Below are 18,340 nucleotides of genomic sequence, written 5' to 3' on the forward strand. Positions count from 1 at the left end.
CTTGCTATGCCGGGTCTGGCGTGGACGCTTTCGCATTTGCGTACATGCGGTAGATGCCGAAGGTCAGCAGCGGCACGATATACACGAACAGGAAACCCCAGGCCATGGTTCCGTACCCTTTGGCGATCAGGCTGCTGATCCCCCACAGAGACAGACCTGAACTCAGCAAGATTGCCAGGACTGACAGCAATGCATGTTGCTTCCCGCCCAGCGGAACACCGCGCTTCTCAATCATGTAAGCATCGAGGCGCTCATTGATGCCTTGCAGCATGCCGGCTCCAGTCTCGATAAACGTTCCGAAAAGCATGATGCTGTAGATGATGACAAGCACCGACATCCCGGACTCTGACATCATCCAGTACACAGGAATAGGCTGCGCGACAATGGCAGGGTACGAGGCCATGAATGCCAGGTGAAAGAAGCACGCTGGCACAATCGCAATAGCTGAGGCAACGATTCCGGAGCAAACCGCCTCCTTTCGCGTTTTGAAATTACGCGCCACGAACAACAGCAGTGGCAATACGGCAAGGTTGTACATGGCGTACTTCAGACCGCTTTGCCACCAACCCGGAGACACCTCCAGCACAGCCATCTCGGCCGATATTTCCGACCAACTGGTGGTAAATACCGCGTAGAAGATCGCGATGAACACGATGTACAGAAAAAGCGACCAGAGGGTCAGAACTTTGGCAATGAAATCGCGGCCGTAGTAGGTCAGAAGGCCGACGGTAACCAGCATGACCACTAGCCCGACGCCGTAGGGAATACCGAAATGATCCCGCAAAATATTGCCTGCGGCGGATGCCAGAACTCCAAGAATTAGCAGGAACTGCAGCACAATGAGAATTTCAAACAAGAACCAGCCTTTGCCCAGCAATGTCTTGAAGAAATTCCGGTAGTCGAATACGGCGAAGTAACGAGAGAACTCGAAACTGGCTGCAAGCACCGCTGCCATCATGACAAAGGACATTGCGATTCCGGTCAGGCCACCGAGAGAACCGTAGGAAGTGAAGTATTCAACAATCTCGCGGCCGGTTCCGTAACCACCGCCGATCATGACGGACTGGAAAACAGCGCCGGGGATAATGTAGACCGAGATGAATCTTGAACCCAAAAACTTCTTCACAGGCAATTGCTCCGTCGTGGCCAGATACCGTTAGTTGCCGATCCGAGGTCTCAGTACCTGGCCGGGTCTCGCACCTGTATTGCGACCATCGTCGATCACCAGCTCGCCATTCACCAGCAGGTAGTCGATACCTTTCGCGTACTGCATAGGCTTGGCGAAAGTCGCCGTATCGGTAATGCGGTTCTCGTCAAAAACCACAATATCCGCTGCCATGCCAAGCTCAATCAAACCGCGATCCCTGATCCCCACGGATTGCGCCGGCAACGAAGTCATGCGGCGCACGGCATCCTCGAGTGACAACCACTGGTTCTCCCGAACATACCTGGCCAGCACACGCGGAAAGGCGCCGAACGCACGCGGATGGGTGCTTTTCGACGTTGCCGGATTGGCCGGAGCGGTGTCTGTTTCGACCGAGACCCAGGGCTGATTCAGTGCTGCGCGTTTCTGGCCATCGTTCATGCTTTGCGGCGCAACTGAAGTGCCGGCTTTGACCAACTCGAAGAACGTATCCCAGACATCCATGCCCAGAATATTTGCAGACTCCGCTATGGAATGCCCGACAATACTCGAGTCGATGTTGTCTGCCGTTTGCGTGACAACCACCTTGCCCCAGTCACTGCCGACGTTCTGATACCAGTTCTCCCAGACATTGCCTGGCGCTTCAATTTCAGCACGCAGGAAATCGCGGAACTGTTTATCGTCCAGCCTGGCGAGCAGAGCGGCACGACCACTTGCGTAATGCTGTGGCGCGATGAATGACCCAAGGCCGATGCCGTTGTTGATGTACGGATAGATATCAGCCGTCACGTTCATGCCGGAAGCTCGGGCGGCATTGATTTTGTCGATGGCTTTGTCAAACAGCGGCCAGTTGCCATTGCCAGCCGCTTTCAGATGGTAGATATGCACTGATACACCGGCGCGCCGACCAATTTCCAGCGCTTCGTCGATGGCACCGAGCAAATCGTGACTTTCGTTGCGCATGTGCGTGAAATAGGTTCCGCCGAATGGCGCGATCTCTTTGGCCAACTCAACAAGTTCGTCGGTACTCGCGTAGTTGCCGGGAGGATAGATCAGCGAACTGGCCAAGCCGGTTGCACCATCTTCCATCGCTTGCCGGACCAGCGCTTTCATGGCCGCCATATCCCTGGCACTGGGATCCACATCGTTATCGCCCAGCACCACACGGCGTACTTGCGCCGCACCAACCTTGTGCACAACATTCAATGGCAGTTTGCGCTCTTCGAGGATGTCGAAATACTCGGAGAATCGCGTCCATCGGTAGGAGCGGCCATCCGCCACTTCCGGATCAGGCTGCGTGAACCGGTTCTGCGGCGCATGCGACCAGCCCTCACCACTCGCGTGAGTGGTTATGCCCTGTCGCAACCTGGATTCCGCGGTCGGTCGGTCGGCAACGTACGCGAACGACGACTGCCCCATCAGGTCGACGAAACCCGGCGATACAATTCGGTTGCCAGCGTTAATCGTTCGGGCAGCACTGGCGTTCTGCAGACTGCCAATGGCGACGATCTTTCCCTGTGCTATGCCGATATCCGCCTTGTACCACGGGTTTCCGGTGCCATCGACGATACGTCCGTTCGTTATCAGCACGTCGTACTTCGGGCCGCTTGTGGCCGAATCCGTCGATGCTGAGGACGCGCTACCTTGCTGATCGGCAGTCGCACATGCACCCAGCAGGAGCGCTGCAACGGTTAGACTTACTCGCGTGGCCCATTGTTTCAATGCCACACGCCCTGCAATGCCTTGCGTTCTGTTCCGCATACGTATCGATTCCCGTTCGTGGATCGTGGTGATTTCAATTCTGTTCTGATCATATTGGTTTTTGCCTGGTGGATGGATTACGCATCCTGTTGCTACCTGGCGGCACTTGACCCTGGTCAGCAACAAGCTCCGCGCTGACTAGCGGAGCTTCGCGATTGCTTAGCGACGTCGGGGGATACAACTACGAACAAAGTGCCGGTCCAGAGTCGCAGCGAATTCATCAGCAGTCAGGACACGCCAGCGCAATGGCGGCATCCATGAATCGTCCGTCTCCGGAGACAACGGAACCGGCGCCGACACCAGGTCCCGCGTGCATTGTTCCGGCATTGGTCAGGATCGCCAGCGCGACGCCCGACTTTGGTTCGTAGTACAACCAGCCTGAATAGCCGAGAACATCCCCGCCATGCCCAAGCACCCGATGCTCGCCGAGGTAACGGCGAAAAACGCCGTAGCCCGTCTCAGCGACAGGCGCTGTATCCTCGGGACGTGCGTCCCGGACTGGCCGGAACGTGGCCAGATCGGCGATAGCTTGCTCGGATAACAAGGTGCCATCGAAAACGGCCACGCCGTAGCGCGCCAGATCGCCAGCGGCGGCGACCATGCCACCTGCGGCCCATTCAACTGAGAGGTTGGTTGCCGCCACATTGATAAGCTGGTCATCGACTGGCACGAAGGCTGCGTTCAGGCCGGCATCGCGGCGAAAATCCGGCGTGTTGAAATGGTAGCGGGTCGCATGACGGTTTGCAGGAATCGGTTCGAAGCCCTCAAGGAATATGCTGTCAATGCCGACCGGCCTGCGAATTCGCGCTTCAATAACCGCGACGAGATCCTTGCCGGTAACCACTTCTACAACCCGGCCGAGCAAGGTGAAGTTGCTGTTTGAATAGCTGTATTGCGCACCCGGCGCGAACAAAGCAGGCTGACCTTGTATATAACGCAATGTTTCGGTCTTGCCCCACACGTGACCAGGATCCAGCTCTGCGCCGCGACCTTCCCGCTTCCACGTCGCATCGTCTTCCCAGCTCGGAATGCCGCTGGTGTGATTCATTAGTTGGCGGACAGTAGCCGTATTCGCATTCGCGATACCGTTCACTTCATCGCCCAATAGGGAGGCAAGGGGCGCATCGAGATCAAGCTGACCTTCGTCTGCGAGTTGCTGCAGGATCACCGAGGTGAATGTCTTGGTGATGCTGCCGATCCCAAACAGCTGCTCCGGTGTTACCGCTTGCCGGTTTTCGATATCGGACCAACCCGCCGTTCCCGACCAGATCACGCCGTTCGTGGTGGCCACGGCTGCCGAAACTCCGGGCGCAATTCCGGCAAGCTCCTCGAGCAGCGCTTGCATTCTGTCACCGGCATTGACCGACTCGTTGCTGGCTGGATTCGCCAACGCTGTTGCCTCTGCAGAAACATCAGCATTGGCGGAAATGCGATCAGCCTCTCCACTGCAAGCAGCGGCCACCGTCAGGCAGACCAGCAGCCAGGCATGGTGCCAGCCAACTGCATTCGTTCTTTTCCGCGTACTCGGCATGGGTCTCTCCATTGCGTGCGTAACATTTGCGCTAGTCAATACGGTCCAGGCGCACTCGTCGCGCACGTTCCGAGGAAATGTACAAGGCGGATGGGCGGCCATCAGCGCCACGCTGCACAATGACTTCGTGCATTGGCCACTCACCTTCGAACTTGTCTGCTACTGTCGCGTGCAGAGTGACAGGTGCTGTCCACAGGCTCTCGATAATCAGCTCGTCGCCCTTGACCGACAGTGTATAGGTGACGTCCAGCTCCTGACTTCTGTAGTTGCCGGCGAGAGCCTCAAGATCCGCAAGTGGGGGTTGCGCACGTTCAATTTTCCGATAGACGAAATGCTGACCATTGACCGGGCTTCCGCCGCGCATCGCGATACCAGTGATTTCGCCACGCGCATTTCGCACTGCACGGTAGTTCGTTCCGTACAAGCGCGACTCGTCACCGAAATCGAAACTGCCATCGTCGCGGAAGACCACGGGTTTCGCTTCGTCGTCGAGTGCACGGTAAGTCAATGCGCCATCGTCCACTTCCAGGACCAGAACGGGACGATTGTCATGAATATATTGCCCCCGCAGCTTGGCAACCAATGCTTCATCGGGATTTATCGCCGCCGGCAGTGACTTTTTCCAGGCACCAGGCTGGTAGTCGGCATTCAGGTAGATCGCGGCGATTTCTTCGAGCGGCTTCAGCAGGTTCGTTGGTGAATTTGCCAGAATGGTGACGGCGAAGTCATCGTCCGGAAATACCGCAATGATCGAGCGAAAGCCGGCGTCAGAGCCCGAGTGAGAAATCGCGCCATGGCCGGCGATCTCCCGCTTTTGCAGTGCGAAGCCATAGTTCAGATGCGTGCCATCGGCCAGCTGACCGGATTCATGCATACGGGTCAGAGCTTGACCGGAACCCACTGTCGGGTGCAGGAAATTGCCGGCCCAGGCCAGCAGGTCATCAACACTCGTGTGCAAACTGGTAGCGCCGACATTGTCGAAGTTGAGCGGCGAACGGTGCCACGTGCCGTCTTCATTCTTCTCGTAGGATTGCGCACGATTCGGCAAGACCTCGGTGACGTCGTCATAGAAAACGGTATTGATCATGCCGAGCGGCTCGAAAATTCGCGCCGCGGTAAATTCGCGCAGCGACTGACCCGATACGGCTCCGACCAGCTCGGCCAGTACGGTATAACCGGCGTTGGAATACGCGTAGTCGCTGCCCGGCGCAAAATTCAGCGCCTGTTGTCGCTTCATCATCGACACGACCTGGCGCTGCCGCAGCCGGCTGTCCATTTCGAGACCACCCAGCACGAACAATGTCCATTGATCGCGCAGGCCGCTCGTGTGGTAGATGAGCTGGCGCGGACTGATCTCTTGACCGAAGTCCGGAACCCAGGGCAGGTTCTCGCGGACATCACTGTCCAGATCCAGCTTGCCTTCTGCCTCCAGCAATGCCGCAGAAAACGCGACAAACTGTTTGGAAACGCTGGCTACATGAAAGACGGTCGTTGGGGAAATCGCAATATCGTGCTCCAGGTGAGCGCGTCCATAGCCGGCTGTCTTGACCGCTTGTCCCTGATAATAAACACCGACTGCAAGGCCTGGCGAGCCGGGCTGCTGGTATTCCGCGAACAGCGCATCGACAGCCGCAGACTGATCTTCCATCCTGTCTGCGGCCGGCAAAAAACCAGCTGGCAGCGTTACCGCTGCCAGCAGAACCAGAATCGAACGCGATTTAGCCATGTGCATAGGCGTTGTTTATCTCGCTGGTCGTTTGGTAATCAGAAATGTCTCGTGAGTTTGAGTCCGTATGTCCGTGGCGGCAGGAAATCGCCGAGATCAGGGTAACCAAATTCATCCGAACTTGATTTGGACCGCCCGGTAAGGGCAACTTCGTCCAGCACGTTTTTGACGTACAGGTCTGCACGCCATGCCTGATCCTGACTCTCCCAGACCAGTCGTGCATTCATCCACTGGTACGACGGCACCGTACTGAAGTCATAGTTGTGAATACCGCCTTCACGTTCGCCCATGTAGGACATATCAGCACGCCATTGCAACGTGCCACGACTGTCGAGATCGGTCTCGTATTGCAGACCGATGTGAGCCTGCCATTCGGCAGAGTTCGGTAGCTTGTTTCCTGTAATGTCCTGCAGACCGTCGACGCCGAGCGAATCCTGAATAATCAGGCCGTCGTATTCGGAATCCTGCCAGGTCAGGGAGGCATCAATCGAGAATCGGTCGCTGACCAGTGCCTGCCCTTCCATCTCAACACCGCGGATGACGGTATTGGGTACGTTCTGAATCATGCCACCAGGTGTGAGTACGCCCTCGTCCAGCAAACGAATACGCTCCTGCTTGTCTTCGTAGTCGCTGTGGAACGCGGCAACGTTCAGGCGCATCCGACCATCGAGAAGGTCACTCTTCAACCCGAGTTCGAAAGCGTTGACGTATTCGGGGTCGTAAGCGCTAAGAATAAAGATGCCGCCTGCCTTATAACCGGTCGCGTAGGACGCATAGAGCATGGCGTCATCGCTGGCCTGATAGTTCAGGGCCGCACGGTAGGTGAACTGCTCCCAACTGCGATCGACAACCACCGTCTCGAGATCAAGAGTGCCGCCAAAGTTACCGCCGGAAATCGACAGCTGATCCTTACTGTCTTTCGTGTAACGGCCGCCAATAGCCAGTTCCAGCTTGTCGGAGAATGCGTACTCGATCTGCCCATAGACGCCCAGCGACTTGACTTCCCAGGAGTAAGTCTCCTGAAACAGTGACTTCGGCGTGGTCTGGTCGTACAGGTTGGCCACCGTGTTGTCATTGGCAAACTCGGTGAATAGCGGGCTGTCCTGATAATAGTAGAAAAGCCCGGCCTGCCCGGATACTGCACCGTCATTCTGGAACAGGAACTGCAATTCCTGCGTGAACGTTTCCATCGGCAAGTCGGTGTAGGTCGTGACACTCAACACATCCGACGCATCGAGATCGGCCCAACGAGTCGTCTGCGAATCGTTGTAGCTGGTCATCGACCGTATCTCCATATCACCCAGCTCCCAGATGACGTCCATGGAAAGGCCGACAGCCTCGTCTTGCGTCTCACCGGGATTGTTCAACTTGACCGTGTGCCGGTCCGAAACGGTGGGATTGGTTCCGGCACCATTGATGACGTAGAAATCGGCACTGAAACTTTCGCCCAGTGGCGGGTACTCGTTAAAACGCCGGAACGAAATGCTGTTCGCAAAACTGTCGTAGTAATAGGCACTGAACTGAACGGTAACGTCATCGGTCAGGTCGTAATCGAGCGCCGCGCGTATCGTCGTGTAGTCGGCATTGACGTAGCTGGACGCGCCTCGATTGGACAAATTGCGAACGTAGCCGTCGCGCTTTTCGTCGGAAACGCTGAGCCGGCCGCGCAATCTGTCGCTGAGCGGCCCACTGATGACGGCCTGCACAGCGCGTTTGTCAAAACTGCCAAGATCCACCGAAAAGGCTCCTTCGAGACTCTCACTCGGACGCTTCGTAATCACGTTGATCGAGCCACCGATGGCGTTACGTCCGTACAGTGTGCCTTGCGGTCCGCGCAGCACTTCAACGCGTTCTACATCGAGGAAGTTTCGTGCGAGGATCGCCGTGGATTGCATGTAATGGCCATCAACGTGCATGGGCACGCCTGGGTCCAGAAGAGCGTTTACAGTGCCAACGCCGCGAATTGTTGCGACGATATTGGTCCAGCCGTTGCCCGCCTGCTGGCCGAGATTAAGATTCGGTACGGAGAACTGCAGGCCCTCCGGACTGTCAATGCCACGCAGCTCCAGCGACTCGGAAGACAAAGCCGAAATTGCGATAGGCACCGTTTGCATGCTTTCCGCGCGCTTCTGCGCGGTAACGATGACTTCCTCCAGCGCCGCTGAACTGTTGTCGCTCTGTTGTGCCTGTACGCTGCCTGTGCCAGCAACGACAAGCAACGCAACGGCCGGCAATGTTGCCGCCACGCGCGGAATATCGGATAGCCGATTGAACATGATGTCTGCCCCCTGAAATGTTAGCGCATCCATTTCATGTGCTGGAGGCTCCAGTGACAAACGACTTGTACTCACAAGTACCATTAGCTAGGCTAATGCCATGCATTTGAGCCCTTCCCTGATCACCTGGTTACGCTGCTTCGAAGCCGCCGCCCGCCTTAACAGTTTCACGCGCGCGGCCAACGACCTGCACCTGACCCAAAGCGCCGTGAGTCAGCAAGTACGCCACCTTGAGCAACATCTCGACGCCCGTTTGTTTCACCGACTGCCCGGTCGCCTGGAACTCTCGCACAGCGGCCACCGCCTGTATGCCGAGATTGCCCCGGCTCTGCGGCGGATCGAACAGGCAGTGGAGGAAATACGCACGCCCGAGGCGCCGTTTCACCTCAGCTGCTCGCCATCATTCGCCAATCGCTGGTTGATGCCGAGGCTGGGTCGATTCCTGCGCCAGCACCCGGAAATTGACCTGCACCTGCGCGCGGAATTTCACGCGCTCAGCCGGGATAATTTTGTCCGTGAAGGCCTGCACGCAGCCATACGTTATGACCCGTTCAGCTACAGTGACCTCGCCACGCATGACCTGATGAGCGAGCATCTCATTCCGGTCGCGTCCCCCGAATTCCTTGAGAAACAAGGTGCAAAGCCCGGCACGCTCGAACTCGCCGATGCCACACTGTTGCATGACTCCGCCCCCTGGGACGGTGCGCCCAACAATGTCGAGTGGCAAACGATCCTGAGTGCGCTCGATTTCCCGGAAAACACCCCGTACAAGAGTTGCTACTTCAACATGGCCGAACTGGCACTGGCCTCTGCCCGTTCCGGCGAGGGAATTGCGGCAGCACGACTCACGCTCGCTATCGACGACCTCGAATCGAAGCGTTTGATTCTGGTGGTTGCAGATCCGATCCCCGCCAGTTCCCGTTACGTATTCGTGTCCGTGGATAACGATGATCCGCGCGTTGAATCGGTATTGGCCTGGCTAAAAACCGAATGCGAGCAATTCATAATCCGCCGTGATGCCCTTCTGAGCGGAGTTGCACCGACTTAGTCAGTGACTTGCTGGTTCGAAACGCTGTCTCAATTGCGCAAGAAAACCGCTGCGGCGACCTGCTGCGGCACCGGGCCCGCCACTGGGTCAAATGTATCATTAGTTTGACTAATTCAGGAAAGAAGTAGAAGTCGTTTGTATCTCCGGGCCTGAACCGCCCAAAGTGCGTGAATCTGTAAACGTATGCGACCGCAATGCCCCGAGTAGGAGTGCATTCCGTCAGTCGCACCACTGGATTTGGAATGCACGAAAAACTCCTGACCAAATTGCGGGGCGGGGAAACAGCCGTCTGGCTTAAATCCGCCAAAGCGGACTTTTTTGACGCCGAGGCTGCTCGCGCTGACGTTGCTGCCGCCGAGATACGCTGGCAACGGTTTGCGCCCGCACTGGCACGACTGTTCGATACTCCAGGCGGCCTTGGCCGAATCAACTCACCACTGTCCGAATACCCGGCGTCGTTGCCAGCCCCTGCCCCCGTCTACGTCAAGGCGGACCATTCGCTGCCCATTACGGCGTGCGTCAAAGCGCGCGGTGGAATCTTCGGACTGCTCTGTGTGATTGAGAAAATCGCCCAGGATGCCGGACTGTTAAAAGAGCAGGAAACGTATGCAATCCTTGCCGATGAACCGGCACGAAGAATTCTGGCAGAACATACTGTCGTGGTCGCGAGCACAGGGAACCTGGGATACAGCATCGGTGTTGCGGCCATCGGCTTTGGCATGCAGGCTGAAGTGCACATGTCGGACGACGCCAAAGAATGGAAAAAGGCGCGTTTGCGTGAACTCGGTGCGACCGTGGTGGAACACGTCGGCGATTACACCAGCACCGTGAGTTCGGCCCGAACCAGCGTTGCCGAACGGGACAAGACTCACTTCATTGACGATGAAAATTCCTGGGATTTGTTTGTCGGTTATGCCGGCGCCGGGGAAGAACTTGCCCAGCAGCTTAAACAGGCGAACGTCGACGTTTCTGTGGAGCACCCGCTCGTCGTGTATTTGCCCTGCGGTGTTGGCGGTGCACCCGGCGGCATTACCTACGGCCTGAAGTCCATTTTCGGCGATGCCGTTGTCTGTGTTTTCGTCGAGCCCGTTAACTCTGCCTGCGTGTTCGTAGCGCTGGCCTGCGACGGTGCACTCAAATCGGTCTATGACGTAGGACTGTCCAACAATACAGAAGCCGACGGTCTTGCGGTCAGTCGTGCATCGGAACTGGTGCTGAATAAAGTAGGCAAGCAGATCGATGCTGTCGTCGCCGTGCCAGACAAGTCGATGACCGACTGGGTTGGCAAAGCGTGGAGCAATGCCGCCTTGAGGCTCGAGCCATCGGCAACAGCGGGATTCGCGGCACTTGAACCGTTCTTGCAGGCAATTGACGCCGACGTGACGAGCAACGGCACACGACCCGCGCTAAAGAACATCGCGCAAGGCACTCACGTGGTCTGGACCACCGGCGGCGACCTCATGCCGGAAGATATCTTCCAGCAGTTTCTGTAAAGAGGCCGCCGCCAGCGACGCGTTAGCGTATACCAGCCGCTATTCCTTGCAGCGTATCCGCCAGAGCAGCCCGGCGTTCTTGCGTGGCAGCATTGCCGTCGCCCCTGACAACTAACTTGGCCAGGTCGTTAAGCGTTCGTGCGAGACGGCGATCGCTGTCGCCACGTTCTTGCACGGCGTTGGCAGTCATTAATGCTGATTGCAATTCGTCGGCCAACCCGGCTGGCAGCGAAGCACTCCGCTGCAACTGATCCATGTACGCCATAGCCACTACCGGGCTGGCGGGCCAGCTTACCGGGAACTGTTGTTGCGGATTGAAGCGTTCGCCCTGATCAGCGAGTGTCGCCGCCGCAATCTCGTTGGCCGACAGGTAGTCACTGGGGCTGAGCGCGAGTACGTCCAGGCCGCGAGCAATCTCGGTTCCGTAAATCAAACCCTGATACCAGTAGGTCGACCAGAAGCCGGCTAGGATCAAATGCTCTTCGTGTACGGGGCCACGGTCGAAGTACGCGATTTCGACCGGGTTACTCGAATCAGTGAAATCGATCACCGAAAGACCGCCCTGGTACCAGGCCTGCACGAATATGTCGCGACCCGGGACCGGCACGATGGAACCGTTGTGTGCCACGCAGTTTTCCTGCTCAACCTGCGGTGCCGGCAACTTGTAATGACTGCGGTAAACAAGCTTGCCATCGACGATGTCATAGAACGCATCGGCACCCCAGTCCAGCGGATCGTAAGCGCGGCAACGCGGCCGGCTGCCGCCGCCCCACTCGTCCGTGAACAACACTTTCGTGCCGTCATTGTTGAATGTCGCGGAATGCCAGTACGCAAAGCCCTTGTCGATAACCACGTCCATACGCTTCGGTTTCAGCGGATCGGAAATGTCGAACAGGATGCCGTTACCGGAACAGGCTCCGGCGGCGATCCCGCGCGAAGGGAAAACGGTTATATCGTGACAATGATCAGTCACGCGGGTTTCCTGCGAATCGTCACCGTGATCACCGCCGCGCCACAGGCCCGCGAGCACACCGCCCTCTTCGTCCGCGAACACCGCCGGGCTGTCAACGATGCGGGACCTGGAGGGGTCATCGACAGGGATTTCGATCACATCGACGCGGAACAACGCCGTACGATCGTCACCGGCAATCTCGCCGATGCAACCCTCCATCTCTTTTTCATCACGTACCGATGAGGTGCCGGAGTTGTAAACAATGATCTTGCCGTCTTTGCCGGGACCGGACACAACCGAATGCGTGTGCGATCCGCGGCAAGTCTGTACGGCACCCACTTGCACGGGACGCCGCAGATTGCTGATATCGAAAATACGCAGCCCACGGAAGCGCTCGTCGCTGACGTCTTCGCTAACGCCTTGCAACCCACAATCCATGCGGCCGCGCGTTTGTTCCACCGACATGATCAGCAGGTCACCGACGATGGAGACATCGCCCTGCCCGCCAGGGCAAACGATGGAACTGTAGAGTTTCGGCACACCGTCTTCGCCAAGTCGATAAATGTTATAGCCGTGGTAATTGCCCGCGACCAACACATCGCCCGCAAAGGCCATATCCGTATTGGAGAAGCTCAGCAGCGGTGAGCGGTCACTCCACTCATTGTCTTTGTTGCTCTGGCCATCGTCGTCGGTATCTGTGGCGACATCACCGTTCTTCTTGGGCTTCGGCAGAGGCAAGCCTGCCGGGTTATTGGGGTCGAAAAAGCCAGCAGGCCGCGGCAAAGAAGCAACAAGCTCCATGTGCATGATGGCCTCACCCGCATTGTCAAAACCAGCGGAGAGACCGGAACGCGGATCGGGAGACAGGCCGACCAGCAGCGCGTTCATGCGTTCGATCTCGGCGTTCTGATCATTGGTTACGTCAGTCGTGAAGTCGAACAGCACAGGGTCGTAAGCAGCACCGGGTTGCAGCAGCAACTCCTCGACCATTTTCACCGCGCCTTCGTGATGCGCAATCATCAGGGTCAGGAACAAACGATCGAACTCCGTACCCTTCGCAGCAGCCAGCTCGGCCATTTGCTGCGGCGATGCCATGCCTGCCATCTTGTGGCTGGTGTGCATCGCATGATGAGCGCTCGGCTCCGGCACTTCTTCGCCGCGTTCACGCAACCAGTCCTGCATGAACGACATTTCATCTTCTTGTGATGCGTTAATACGCCCAGCAACATCAACCAGTGTCGGATTGTTGGTTCGATCCGCCACCAGTGCGGCCATCTGCGTCGCCTGATGGTGATGCGGGATCATGTCCTGCATGAACTTCGTATCGGCCGGCGAGTGACTGGTGTTGGCAATCTTGATAGCTTCATCAGCCGTCAGCTCGCGGGCATTTTGGCCCGGTGCACCCGGCTGAAAAATCGGCACTTCCTGTGCAAGACTTGCCGTGGCAAGGGCAAGCAAAGACACACTTGCTACAACACGAACGGACTGCCTGATCAGGTCTGCGGAGAGTACATTCAATGGATTTACTCCTGTTAAAGGTTTTTGTTTCAGGGCCGCGGCGACGCGTAATCGAGAGAGCTTACCAGACCCATCCGGTCGGTTCAGACCGCTTTTGTTTTCCTTGTCAGATAACCTGCAGACTGCGTGCCTGCCGCGTTTACTACCTGGTATCAGAGGCAAACAAGCTACCATTCGAGACGGTCTTCGCGGCCCGGGAAAGGCGCGCTAGACTGAGGTAACGACAACTGGCTGCAACTGAGGCATGTGCATGGACCGAAACCGACACGACCGACTGTCGCAAATGTTTGCTGACAATCGACCGATCATTCTGGACGGGGGTCTGGCGACAGAACTCGAGGCGCAAGGTCATGACATTGGCTCCGCCCTCTGGTCCGCGGCCCTGCTCAGCACCCGACCAGACGCTATCGTTGCCGCTCACCGTGCCTTTCTTGATGCCGGCGCGGAGATCATCATCAGTGCCAGCTACCAGGCGAGCATCGAAGGGTTCATTGCACAGGGCTATTCGGATCTCGAGGCGGGTGAGCTGATCGTTCGCTCGGTAGAGTTGGCCTGCACGGCCCGGCAGCACTATTGCACAGCAAACCCGGAAACCGCTCACCTGCCATTGGTCGCAGCCAGCATTGGCCCCTATGGAGCCGCCATGCATGATGGCTCGGAGTACACGGGCGTATACAACGTAAGTGCAAACGAATTGCGCTCGTTTCACAGGCAGCGCCTTGTGATTCTGGAGCGCACGAACGCCGATCTGCTTGCCTGCGAAACTATCCCGACCATGCTCGAAGCGGAAACGTTGGCCAGCCTGCTTCGTGACAGCCCGTTACCGGCGTGGGTCAGCTTCTGCTGCCGGGACGGGCTGCGCATCAGTGATGGCACACCACTGCGCGAGGTTTGCGCCTTGTTTCGCGAGCACCCACGCGTACTTGCACTGGGCGTGAACTGCACGGCACCACAGCATGTCGCCTCGTTGATCGCAGAGATCAAACAGGCCGCACCGGACAAGGCAGTGATCGTGTACCCGAATTCAGGTGAAACCTATCACGTGGAAACCAACTCCTGGTCCGGCGACAATGGTGCCGAAGCCAGTGCCGACTACGCCAAGCGGTGGCGGCAGGCAGGCGCAACAGCTATTGGCGGCTGCTGCCGGATAGGACCCCGGCACATTGCTGCCATCCATGACGCCATTGCCACCTGAGCCCGGCAACGACAGCTGCCACACACGGCGAAGCAGCAATCCGGTCTTCCAACTTTTTTCGCAGAGAGCACCCGAATAATGACGCATGAATCCTCAGCCAAACCGGTCTTTTTCAACGACAACACTGCCGAATTCAGCGAATACGAGACGCCCGCAGAAAAATGCGTGAGCGGCCAACCACTGCAGCGAACCTGGAACCACTTCACCAGCAAAGATGACAAATTTTTTGCCGGCGTCTGGGAAGCGGAACCGGGGCGCTGGACGATCAGCTATTCGGAAAACGAGCTCTGTCAGATTCTGAGTGGCCGCTCAGTCCTGCACGACCGGCAAGGCAATGCCTACCCACTTAAGGCCGGCGATAATTTTGTCATTCCCGCCGGCTTTGAAGGTGAATGGGAAGTACAGACAACCACGCGCAAGATTTACGCCATCTATCAGGCCTGAGATGCTCGTGTCAGCCCTGCGGCAAGGCATTACCTACGCACTGCACCATCGACCTGAGCCAACATCTGCAATGCAATAGTGGCCACGGTATTGCCGCGCTCCGGCGCGCTCACGTCGGTGGAGTTACAAAAGGTCACGACCGACAGTGCTTTCTCAGGAAAACGCAGGTAGACACTTGAAAAGCCAACCCAGCCACCGGAGTGACCGATCAATTTCACACCGTCACGCTCGGAGACAAACAAGCCGAATGCGTAAGCAGGGTGTTCGCCAAAAATCTCGCTGCTTTCTGTTTCGAAACCGGGCAAAGGCGTGGTCGCGAGCTCAATGAGCGCTGGCTCGCCCTTACCCAGGGTGTTGTTTGTCCAGTTTCGATCCCATGCGATGAAATCGTCGAGTGACGTGTAGACCCCGCCATCGCCGACCCAGCTCAGATTGGTCATGTACAGCTCGTACCGGCCATCATCCGTCTTGCTATAGCCGTCGGCGCGGTTCTTTACCAGTTCGTTGACGTTGTCGTAGAACATTGAGTGCGACATGCCGAGCGGTTCGAAAATTGTGTTCTCGGCATAGCGGCGCAGGCTCAGGCCACTCACTCGCTCTACCACCTGCGATAGCAGAAAATAGCCGAGGTTGGAGTATTCCCAGCGAGTTCCCGGCTCCAAACGCAACGGCACGTCGCGTACCGCCGCGTAGAACTCCGCAATAGTCCAGTAGTCTTCGTTACCGAAACGAAACTCGCTGCCGTCCGCCTTGCGGAACAGGTCGGGGTCGTAATCACCCATGCCGGCTACGTGATGGACCATCTGCCGTATCGTCACCGGTTTGCCGTAGTCCCGCAGCTCGGGCAAGTAACGGCGCACGTCGGCATCCAGGTCCAGCCGCCCTTCCTCTGCCAGCAAGGCAATGGCCATCGCTGTGAACTGCTTGGACACCGAACCCGTTCGGAAAACCGTCTGCGACGTCACGGGCAGGCCGTACTCCAGGTTGGCGAGTCCGTAGCCTTTCTGCAGAATGTATTCGCCGTGCCGAATTACCCCTACCGCGCAACCCGGCCGCATGTCGTCCTCGATATCGGCAAACACTTTGTCGACCGCCTGTACCAGGCTGCCCTCGCTGGCATGTGCCATCAAGGGTAACGGCAGCAAAGCAACAGCAACTACCACAACACTGATCCGATGACAGGTATTCAAACCGGCACCCCGTTTGTTCATGCAAACCGAGCGACAATCGTAACCGGTTTGGCCGTGGATGTGGCCTTCTGGCTTGCGGTCACCACTGGCCACTGGCGGAGGTTGTGCAGCGCGGCCGCCCCGCAGCGCTGCACAAGCCCGCCAGAAGACTCGACAACGGTATCGCCCGCTGCGCCTCTGCCATCACTCAGTCAGTACTCGCACGCGCCCGAGCGTTGTGCCATCGCTCGGATGCTGCAGTTCGTACTCCAGCACGTTGACCATCAAGGTCCCGCCACTCATGCCGGGCTGCACACCGGTCAGTCGCAACAGCACTTCCAGCTGCACACTCGCGGTGAAGGGACCTATCCGGTCACTGATCAGCTGCGCCTCGGCGGCCGGGACTTGCCAGGTTTGTGCCTCGCGGCCGTTGGCAAAGCGCAACTCCACCTGTTGGCGAAACGCGGTATAGGAGATCATTGAACTAGGTGACAATGCCCGCACCGTGAACTCACCGTAGGTTGGGTCGTAATCCGATAGTTTCGCGCTGCCCAGGGACAAGCGAATCAGGCCGACATCCGCGACTGACGCCGCGCCGACTGCCAGTTCCTGCCGGATAGTGGTGCGTAGCGCCGCTTTGTCGGCTGCAGGGGCGGCCATTAATCGCCGGTCGAGCTCGACCCATGACTCGATGGGCGGTGTGATACCTGCGAGGTCGTAATAAAGGAATACCATAGTCGCATCGTCGGGACTCACGAGTTCGCGTCCACGTTGTGTAAGCGCCCGACCGGCCCCTTTCGCGGCGGATACTCCGGCGGACTTACCCTCGTTGCCAGTGGCTCGCGCCAGAGACGCCTGGCCGGCCGATGTCTGCCCCTGGGCGGCAGGTGAGTCGCCACCGCCGCACGCGGCAAGCAACAAGATACAGCCAGCTACAATTAGTTTCGTCATGACCGACTCCTACATGGTGGGCTTGTCAGCATTCTTGGTTGCCGCGTCCAGCTCGGCCGCGCGGCGTTCTTGCTCCGCACGCTCAAGTTGCTGCTCGGTTGCCATCAACAAGTCGTAGCCTTGTGCCTGGTGGACGACCCCGATCTCAAGGGTATGGGCGATCAGCGGATTGTCGCGCTTGGGTCGAATGACGGCAGACAAGGCAAGCCCGCAATCCGGCGATAGATTAACGCCGGACTCAGGCCTCGACGGCGCGCTGCAGCCGTAGTACATCGGTGACGTTTCAGTAACCGGCCGGTCCCGCAGGTCATAGGCCCAGTCCAGAAACCAGCCCTGCGCGTCCTCTCGCTTGCGCATGGGTGGCCCGTACTTGTCTTCAAGTGCGGCGGCAACTCCCGAGATCGATGGCGCCTTGCCATCGACATAGGCTTCTATGCGAGACGCGGCAATCACCCGTTCTTCATTGGGCAGGCCCATTGTGGTTACGTACCAGCGCGAGGTCCCGCCCAACATATCGGCAGCCCGCTTGTTCATGCTCCTGGCCATGGCGTTGTTTTGCATCTCGGCCATGATTTCTTTCGACGTCTTGTTTATTCGATCCTCTGCGAACACAGCGCCGAACCCCTGGCGCAAGGTTTGCCCGTAGGTATTGATCTTGAAGCCACCACGCGGACTGTTATCGACGATAAGCAATTCGTGACTGCACAAGACCACGTTGACAGCATCGTCATAACTCATTCCGGGTCGAACCCCCACTATGTCGTCTACCGGTGCGTTGGCTGCACGCGGCGCGCTTTTGGGTCGGGCAGGACAGCGCAGCTTGCCGCGCGCCTCTTTGGCAATTTCGGCGGCGGTGGCCGCTACCCGCGAATTGCTGCTGCTGGCCGCAGACGGGGCCCGGGCTGCGGCTTGCGCCGGGCCGGCCGCAGACTCGTCTGACGAACCACAAGCGGTGCTCACGGCCGCGACTAACATCAGAGTTAACAGCTTCATTGTTGGCATGATTTCATCCTCGCCATTCCGCGCGGCCGGTCAGTCACGGCACATCGGTGTGCTGCACACGTACCGCTATTTCTGTGTTGCGAAGTCCGGTCCGCCTGTAATAGCCGGCGTCGACACTCCGCCCCCTTCG

General features: G+C 57.9%; 13 protein-coding genes. 4 read left to right on the forward strand and 9 right to left on the reverse strand.

Annotated features, from left to right (window positions below):
• Window positions 1-4: 4 nt before the first annotated feature.
• From BA177_RS16525 to BA177_RS16545, 5 genes are all read right to left on the reverse strand, one after another.
• Complete coding sequence (locus tag BA177_RS16525; RefSeq protein ID WP_082990201.1) at window positions 5-1,126, reverse strand: YkvI family membrane protein; 1,122 nt, start codon at window positions 1,124-1,126, stop codon at window positions 5-7.
• Between the two features lie 30 nt (window positions 1,127-1,156).
• Window positions 1,157-2,905: an N-acyl-D-amino-acid deacylase family protein gene (locus tag BA177_RS16530; RefSeq protein WP_082990202.1), complete on the reverse strand. Its 1,749-nt coding sequence runs from the start codon at window positions 2,903-2,905 to the stop codon at window positions 1,157-1,159.
• 220 nt (window positions 2,906-3,125) lie between these two features.
• On the reverse strand, window positions 3,126-4,436 hold the full coding sequence (locus BA177_RS16535; RefSeq protein WP_197493196.1) for a serine hydrolase domain-containing protein: 1,311 nt from the start codon (window positions 4,434-4,436) through the stop codon (window positions 3,126-3,128).
• A 31-nt stretch (window positions 4,437-4,467) separates the two neighbouring features.
• On the reverse strand, window positions 4,468-6,162 hold the full coding sequence (locus BA177_RS16540; protein ID WP_197493198.1) for a serine hydrolase domain-containing protein: 1,695 nt from the start codon (window positions 6,160-6,162) through the stop codon (window positions 4,468-4,470).
• Between the two features lie 38 nt (window positions 6,163-6,200).
• Window positions 6,201-8,471: a TonB-dependent receptor gene (locus tag BA177_RS16545; RefSeq protein ID WP_197493200.1), complete on the reverse strand. Its 2,271-nt coding sequence runs from the start codon at window positions 8,469-8,471 to the stop codon at window positions 6,201-6,203.
• A gap of 67 nt (window positions 8,472-8,538) precedes the next feature.
• Here BA177_RS16545 and BA177_RS16550 point away from each other — a divergent pair, with 67 nt between their 5' ends.
• The gene (locus tag BA177_RS16550) at window positions 8,539-9,486 is read left to right on the forward strand and encodes a LysR substrate-binding domain-containing protein (protein WP_068618042.1); all 948 of its coding nucleotides are present in this window, start codon (window positions 8,539-8,541) and stop codon (window positions 9,484-9,486) included.
• Window positions 9,487-9,728: 242 nt separating this feature from the next.
• On the forward strand, window positions 9,729-10,979 hold the full coding sequence (locus BA177_RS16555; protein WP_068618043.1) for a D-serine ammonia-lyase: 1,251 nt from the start codon (window positions 9,729-9,731) through the stop codon (window positions 10,977-10,979).
• Window positions 10,980-11,001: 22 nt separating this feature from the next.
• Here the strand turns inward: BA177_RS16555 and BA177_RS16560 are convergent, their stop codons facing one another.
• Complete coding sequence (locus BA177_RS16560; RefSeq protein ID WP_197493202.1) at window positions 11,002-13,449, reverse strand: DUF305 domain-containing protein; 2,448 nt, start codon at window positions 13,447-13,449, stop codon at window positions 11,002-11,004.
• 250 nt (window positions 13,450-13,699) lie between these two features.
• Here BA177_RS16560 and mmuM point away from each other — a divergent pair, with 250 nt between their 5' ends.
• A complete protein-coding gene (gene mmuM / locus BA177_RS16565; RefSeq protein ID WP_197493204.1) occupies window positions 13,700-14,644 on the forward strand; it encodes a homocysteine S-methyltransferase in 945 nt (314 codons plus the stop codon).
• A gap of 78 nt (window positions 14,645-14,722) precedes the next feature.
• Window positions 14,723-15,088, forward strand: a complete 366-nt coding sequence (locus BA177_RS16570; protein WP_068618045.1) for a cupin domain-containing protein — start codon at window positions 14,723-14,725, stop codon at window positions 15,086-15,088.
• Between the two features lie 29 nt (window positions 15,089-15,117).
• Here the strand turns inward: BA177_RS16570 and BA177_RS16575 are convergent, their stop codons facing one another.
• The 3 genes from BA177_RS16575 to BA177_RS16585 all read right to left on the reverse strand — a co-directional run bounded on the left by BA177_RS16575 (window position 15,118) and on the right by BA177_RS16585 (window position 18,210).
• Complete coding sequence (locus BA177_RS16575) at window positions 15,118-16,299, reverse strand: serine hydrolase domain-containing protein (RefSeq protein WP_156762874.1); 1,182 nt, start codon at window positions 16,297-16,299, stop codon at window positions 15,118-15,120.
• A 162-nt stretch (window positions 16,300-16,461) separates the two neighbouring features.
• Entirely contained in the window at window positions 16,462-17,208 is a 747-nt protein-coding gene (locus BA177_RS16580; protein WP_068618049.1) for a hypothetical protein, read from the reverse strand.
• A gap of 9 nt (window positions 17,209-17,217) precedes the next feature.
• Window positions 17,218-18,210, reverse strand: coding sequence for a hypothetical protein (locus BA177_RS16585; RefSeq protein WP_156762875.1), 993 nt, complete (start codon window positions 18,208-18,210; stop codon window positions 17,218-17,220).
• Window positions 18,211-18,340 lie beyond the last annotated feature (130 nt).

Origin of the sequence: Woeseia oceani, from assembly GCF_001677435.1 — a bacterium.
GTDB lineage: Bacteria > Pseudomonadota > Gammaproteobacteria > Steroidobacterales > Woeseiaceae > Woeseia > Woeseia oceani.

Coding starts and splice junctions, on each gene's coding strand:
- BA177_RS16530 (WP_082990202.1), bottom strand. CDS start 2,905: ATGCGGAACAGAACGCAAGGCATTGCAGGGCGTGTGGCATTGAAACAA.
- BA177_RS16535 (WP_197493196.1), bottom strand. CDS start 4,436: ATGCCGAGTACGCGGAAAAGAACGAATGCAGTTGGCTGGCACCATGCC.
- BA177_RS16540 (WP_197493198.1), bottom strand. CDS start 6,162: ATGGCTAAATCGCGTTCGATTCTGGTTCTGCTGGCAGCGGTAACGCTG.
- BA177_RS16545 (WP_197493200.1), bottom strand. CDS start 8,471: ATGGATGCGCTAACATTTCAGGGGGCAGACATCATGTTCAATCGGCTA.
- BA177_RS16550 (WP_068618042.1), top strand. CDS start 8,539: ATGCATTTGAGCCCTTCCCTGATCACCTGGTTACGCTGCTTCGAAGCC.
- BA177_RS16555 (WP_068618043.1), top strand. CDS start 9,729: ATGCACGAAAAACTCCTGACCAAATTGCGGGGCGGGGAAACAGCCGTC.
- mmuM (WP_197493204.1), top strand. CDS start 13,700: ATGGACCGAAACCGACACGACCGACTGTCGCAAATGTTTGCTGACAAT.
- BA177_RS16570 (WP_068618045.1), top strand. CDS start 14,723: ATGACGCATGAATCCTCAGCCAAACCGGTCTTTTTCAACGACAACACT.
- BA177_RS16575 (WP_156762874.1), bottom strand. CDS start 16,299: ATGAACAAACGGGGTGCCGGTTTGAATACCTGTCATCGGATCAGTGTT.
- BA177_RS16580 (WP_068618049.1), bottom strand. CDS start 17,208: ATGACGAAACTAATTGTAGCTGGCTGTATCTTGTTGCTTGCCGCGTGC.
- BA177_RS16585 (WP_156762875.1), bottom strand. CDS start 18,210: ATGCCAACAATGAAGCTGTTAACTCTGATGTTAGTCGCGGCCGTGAGC.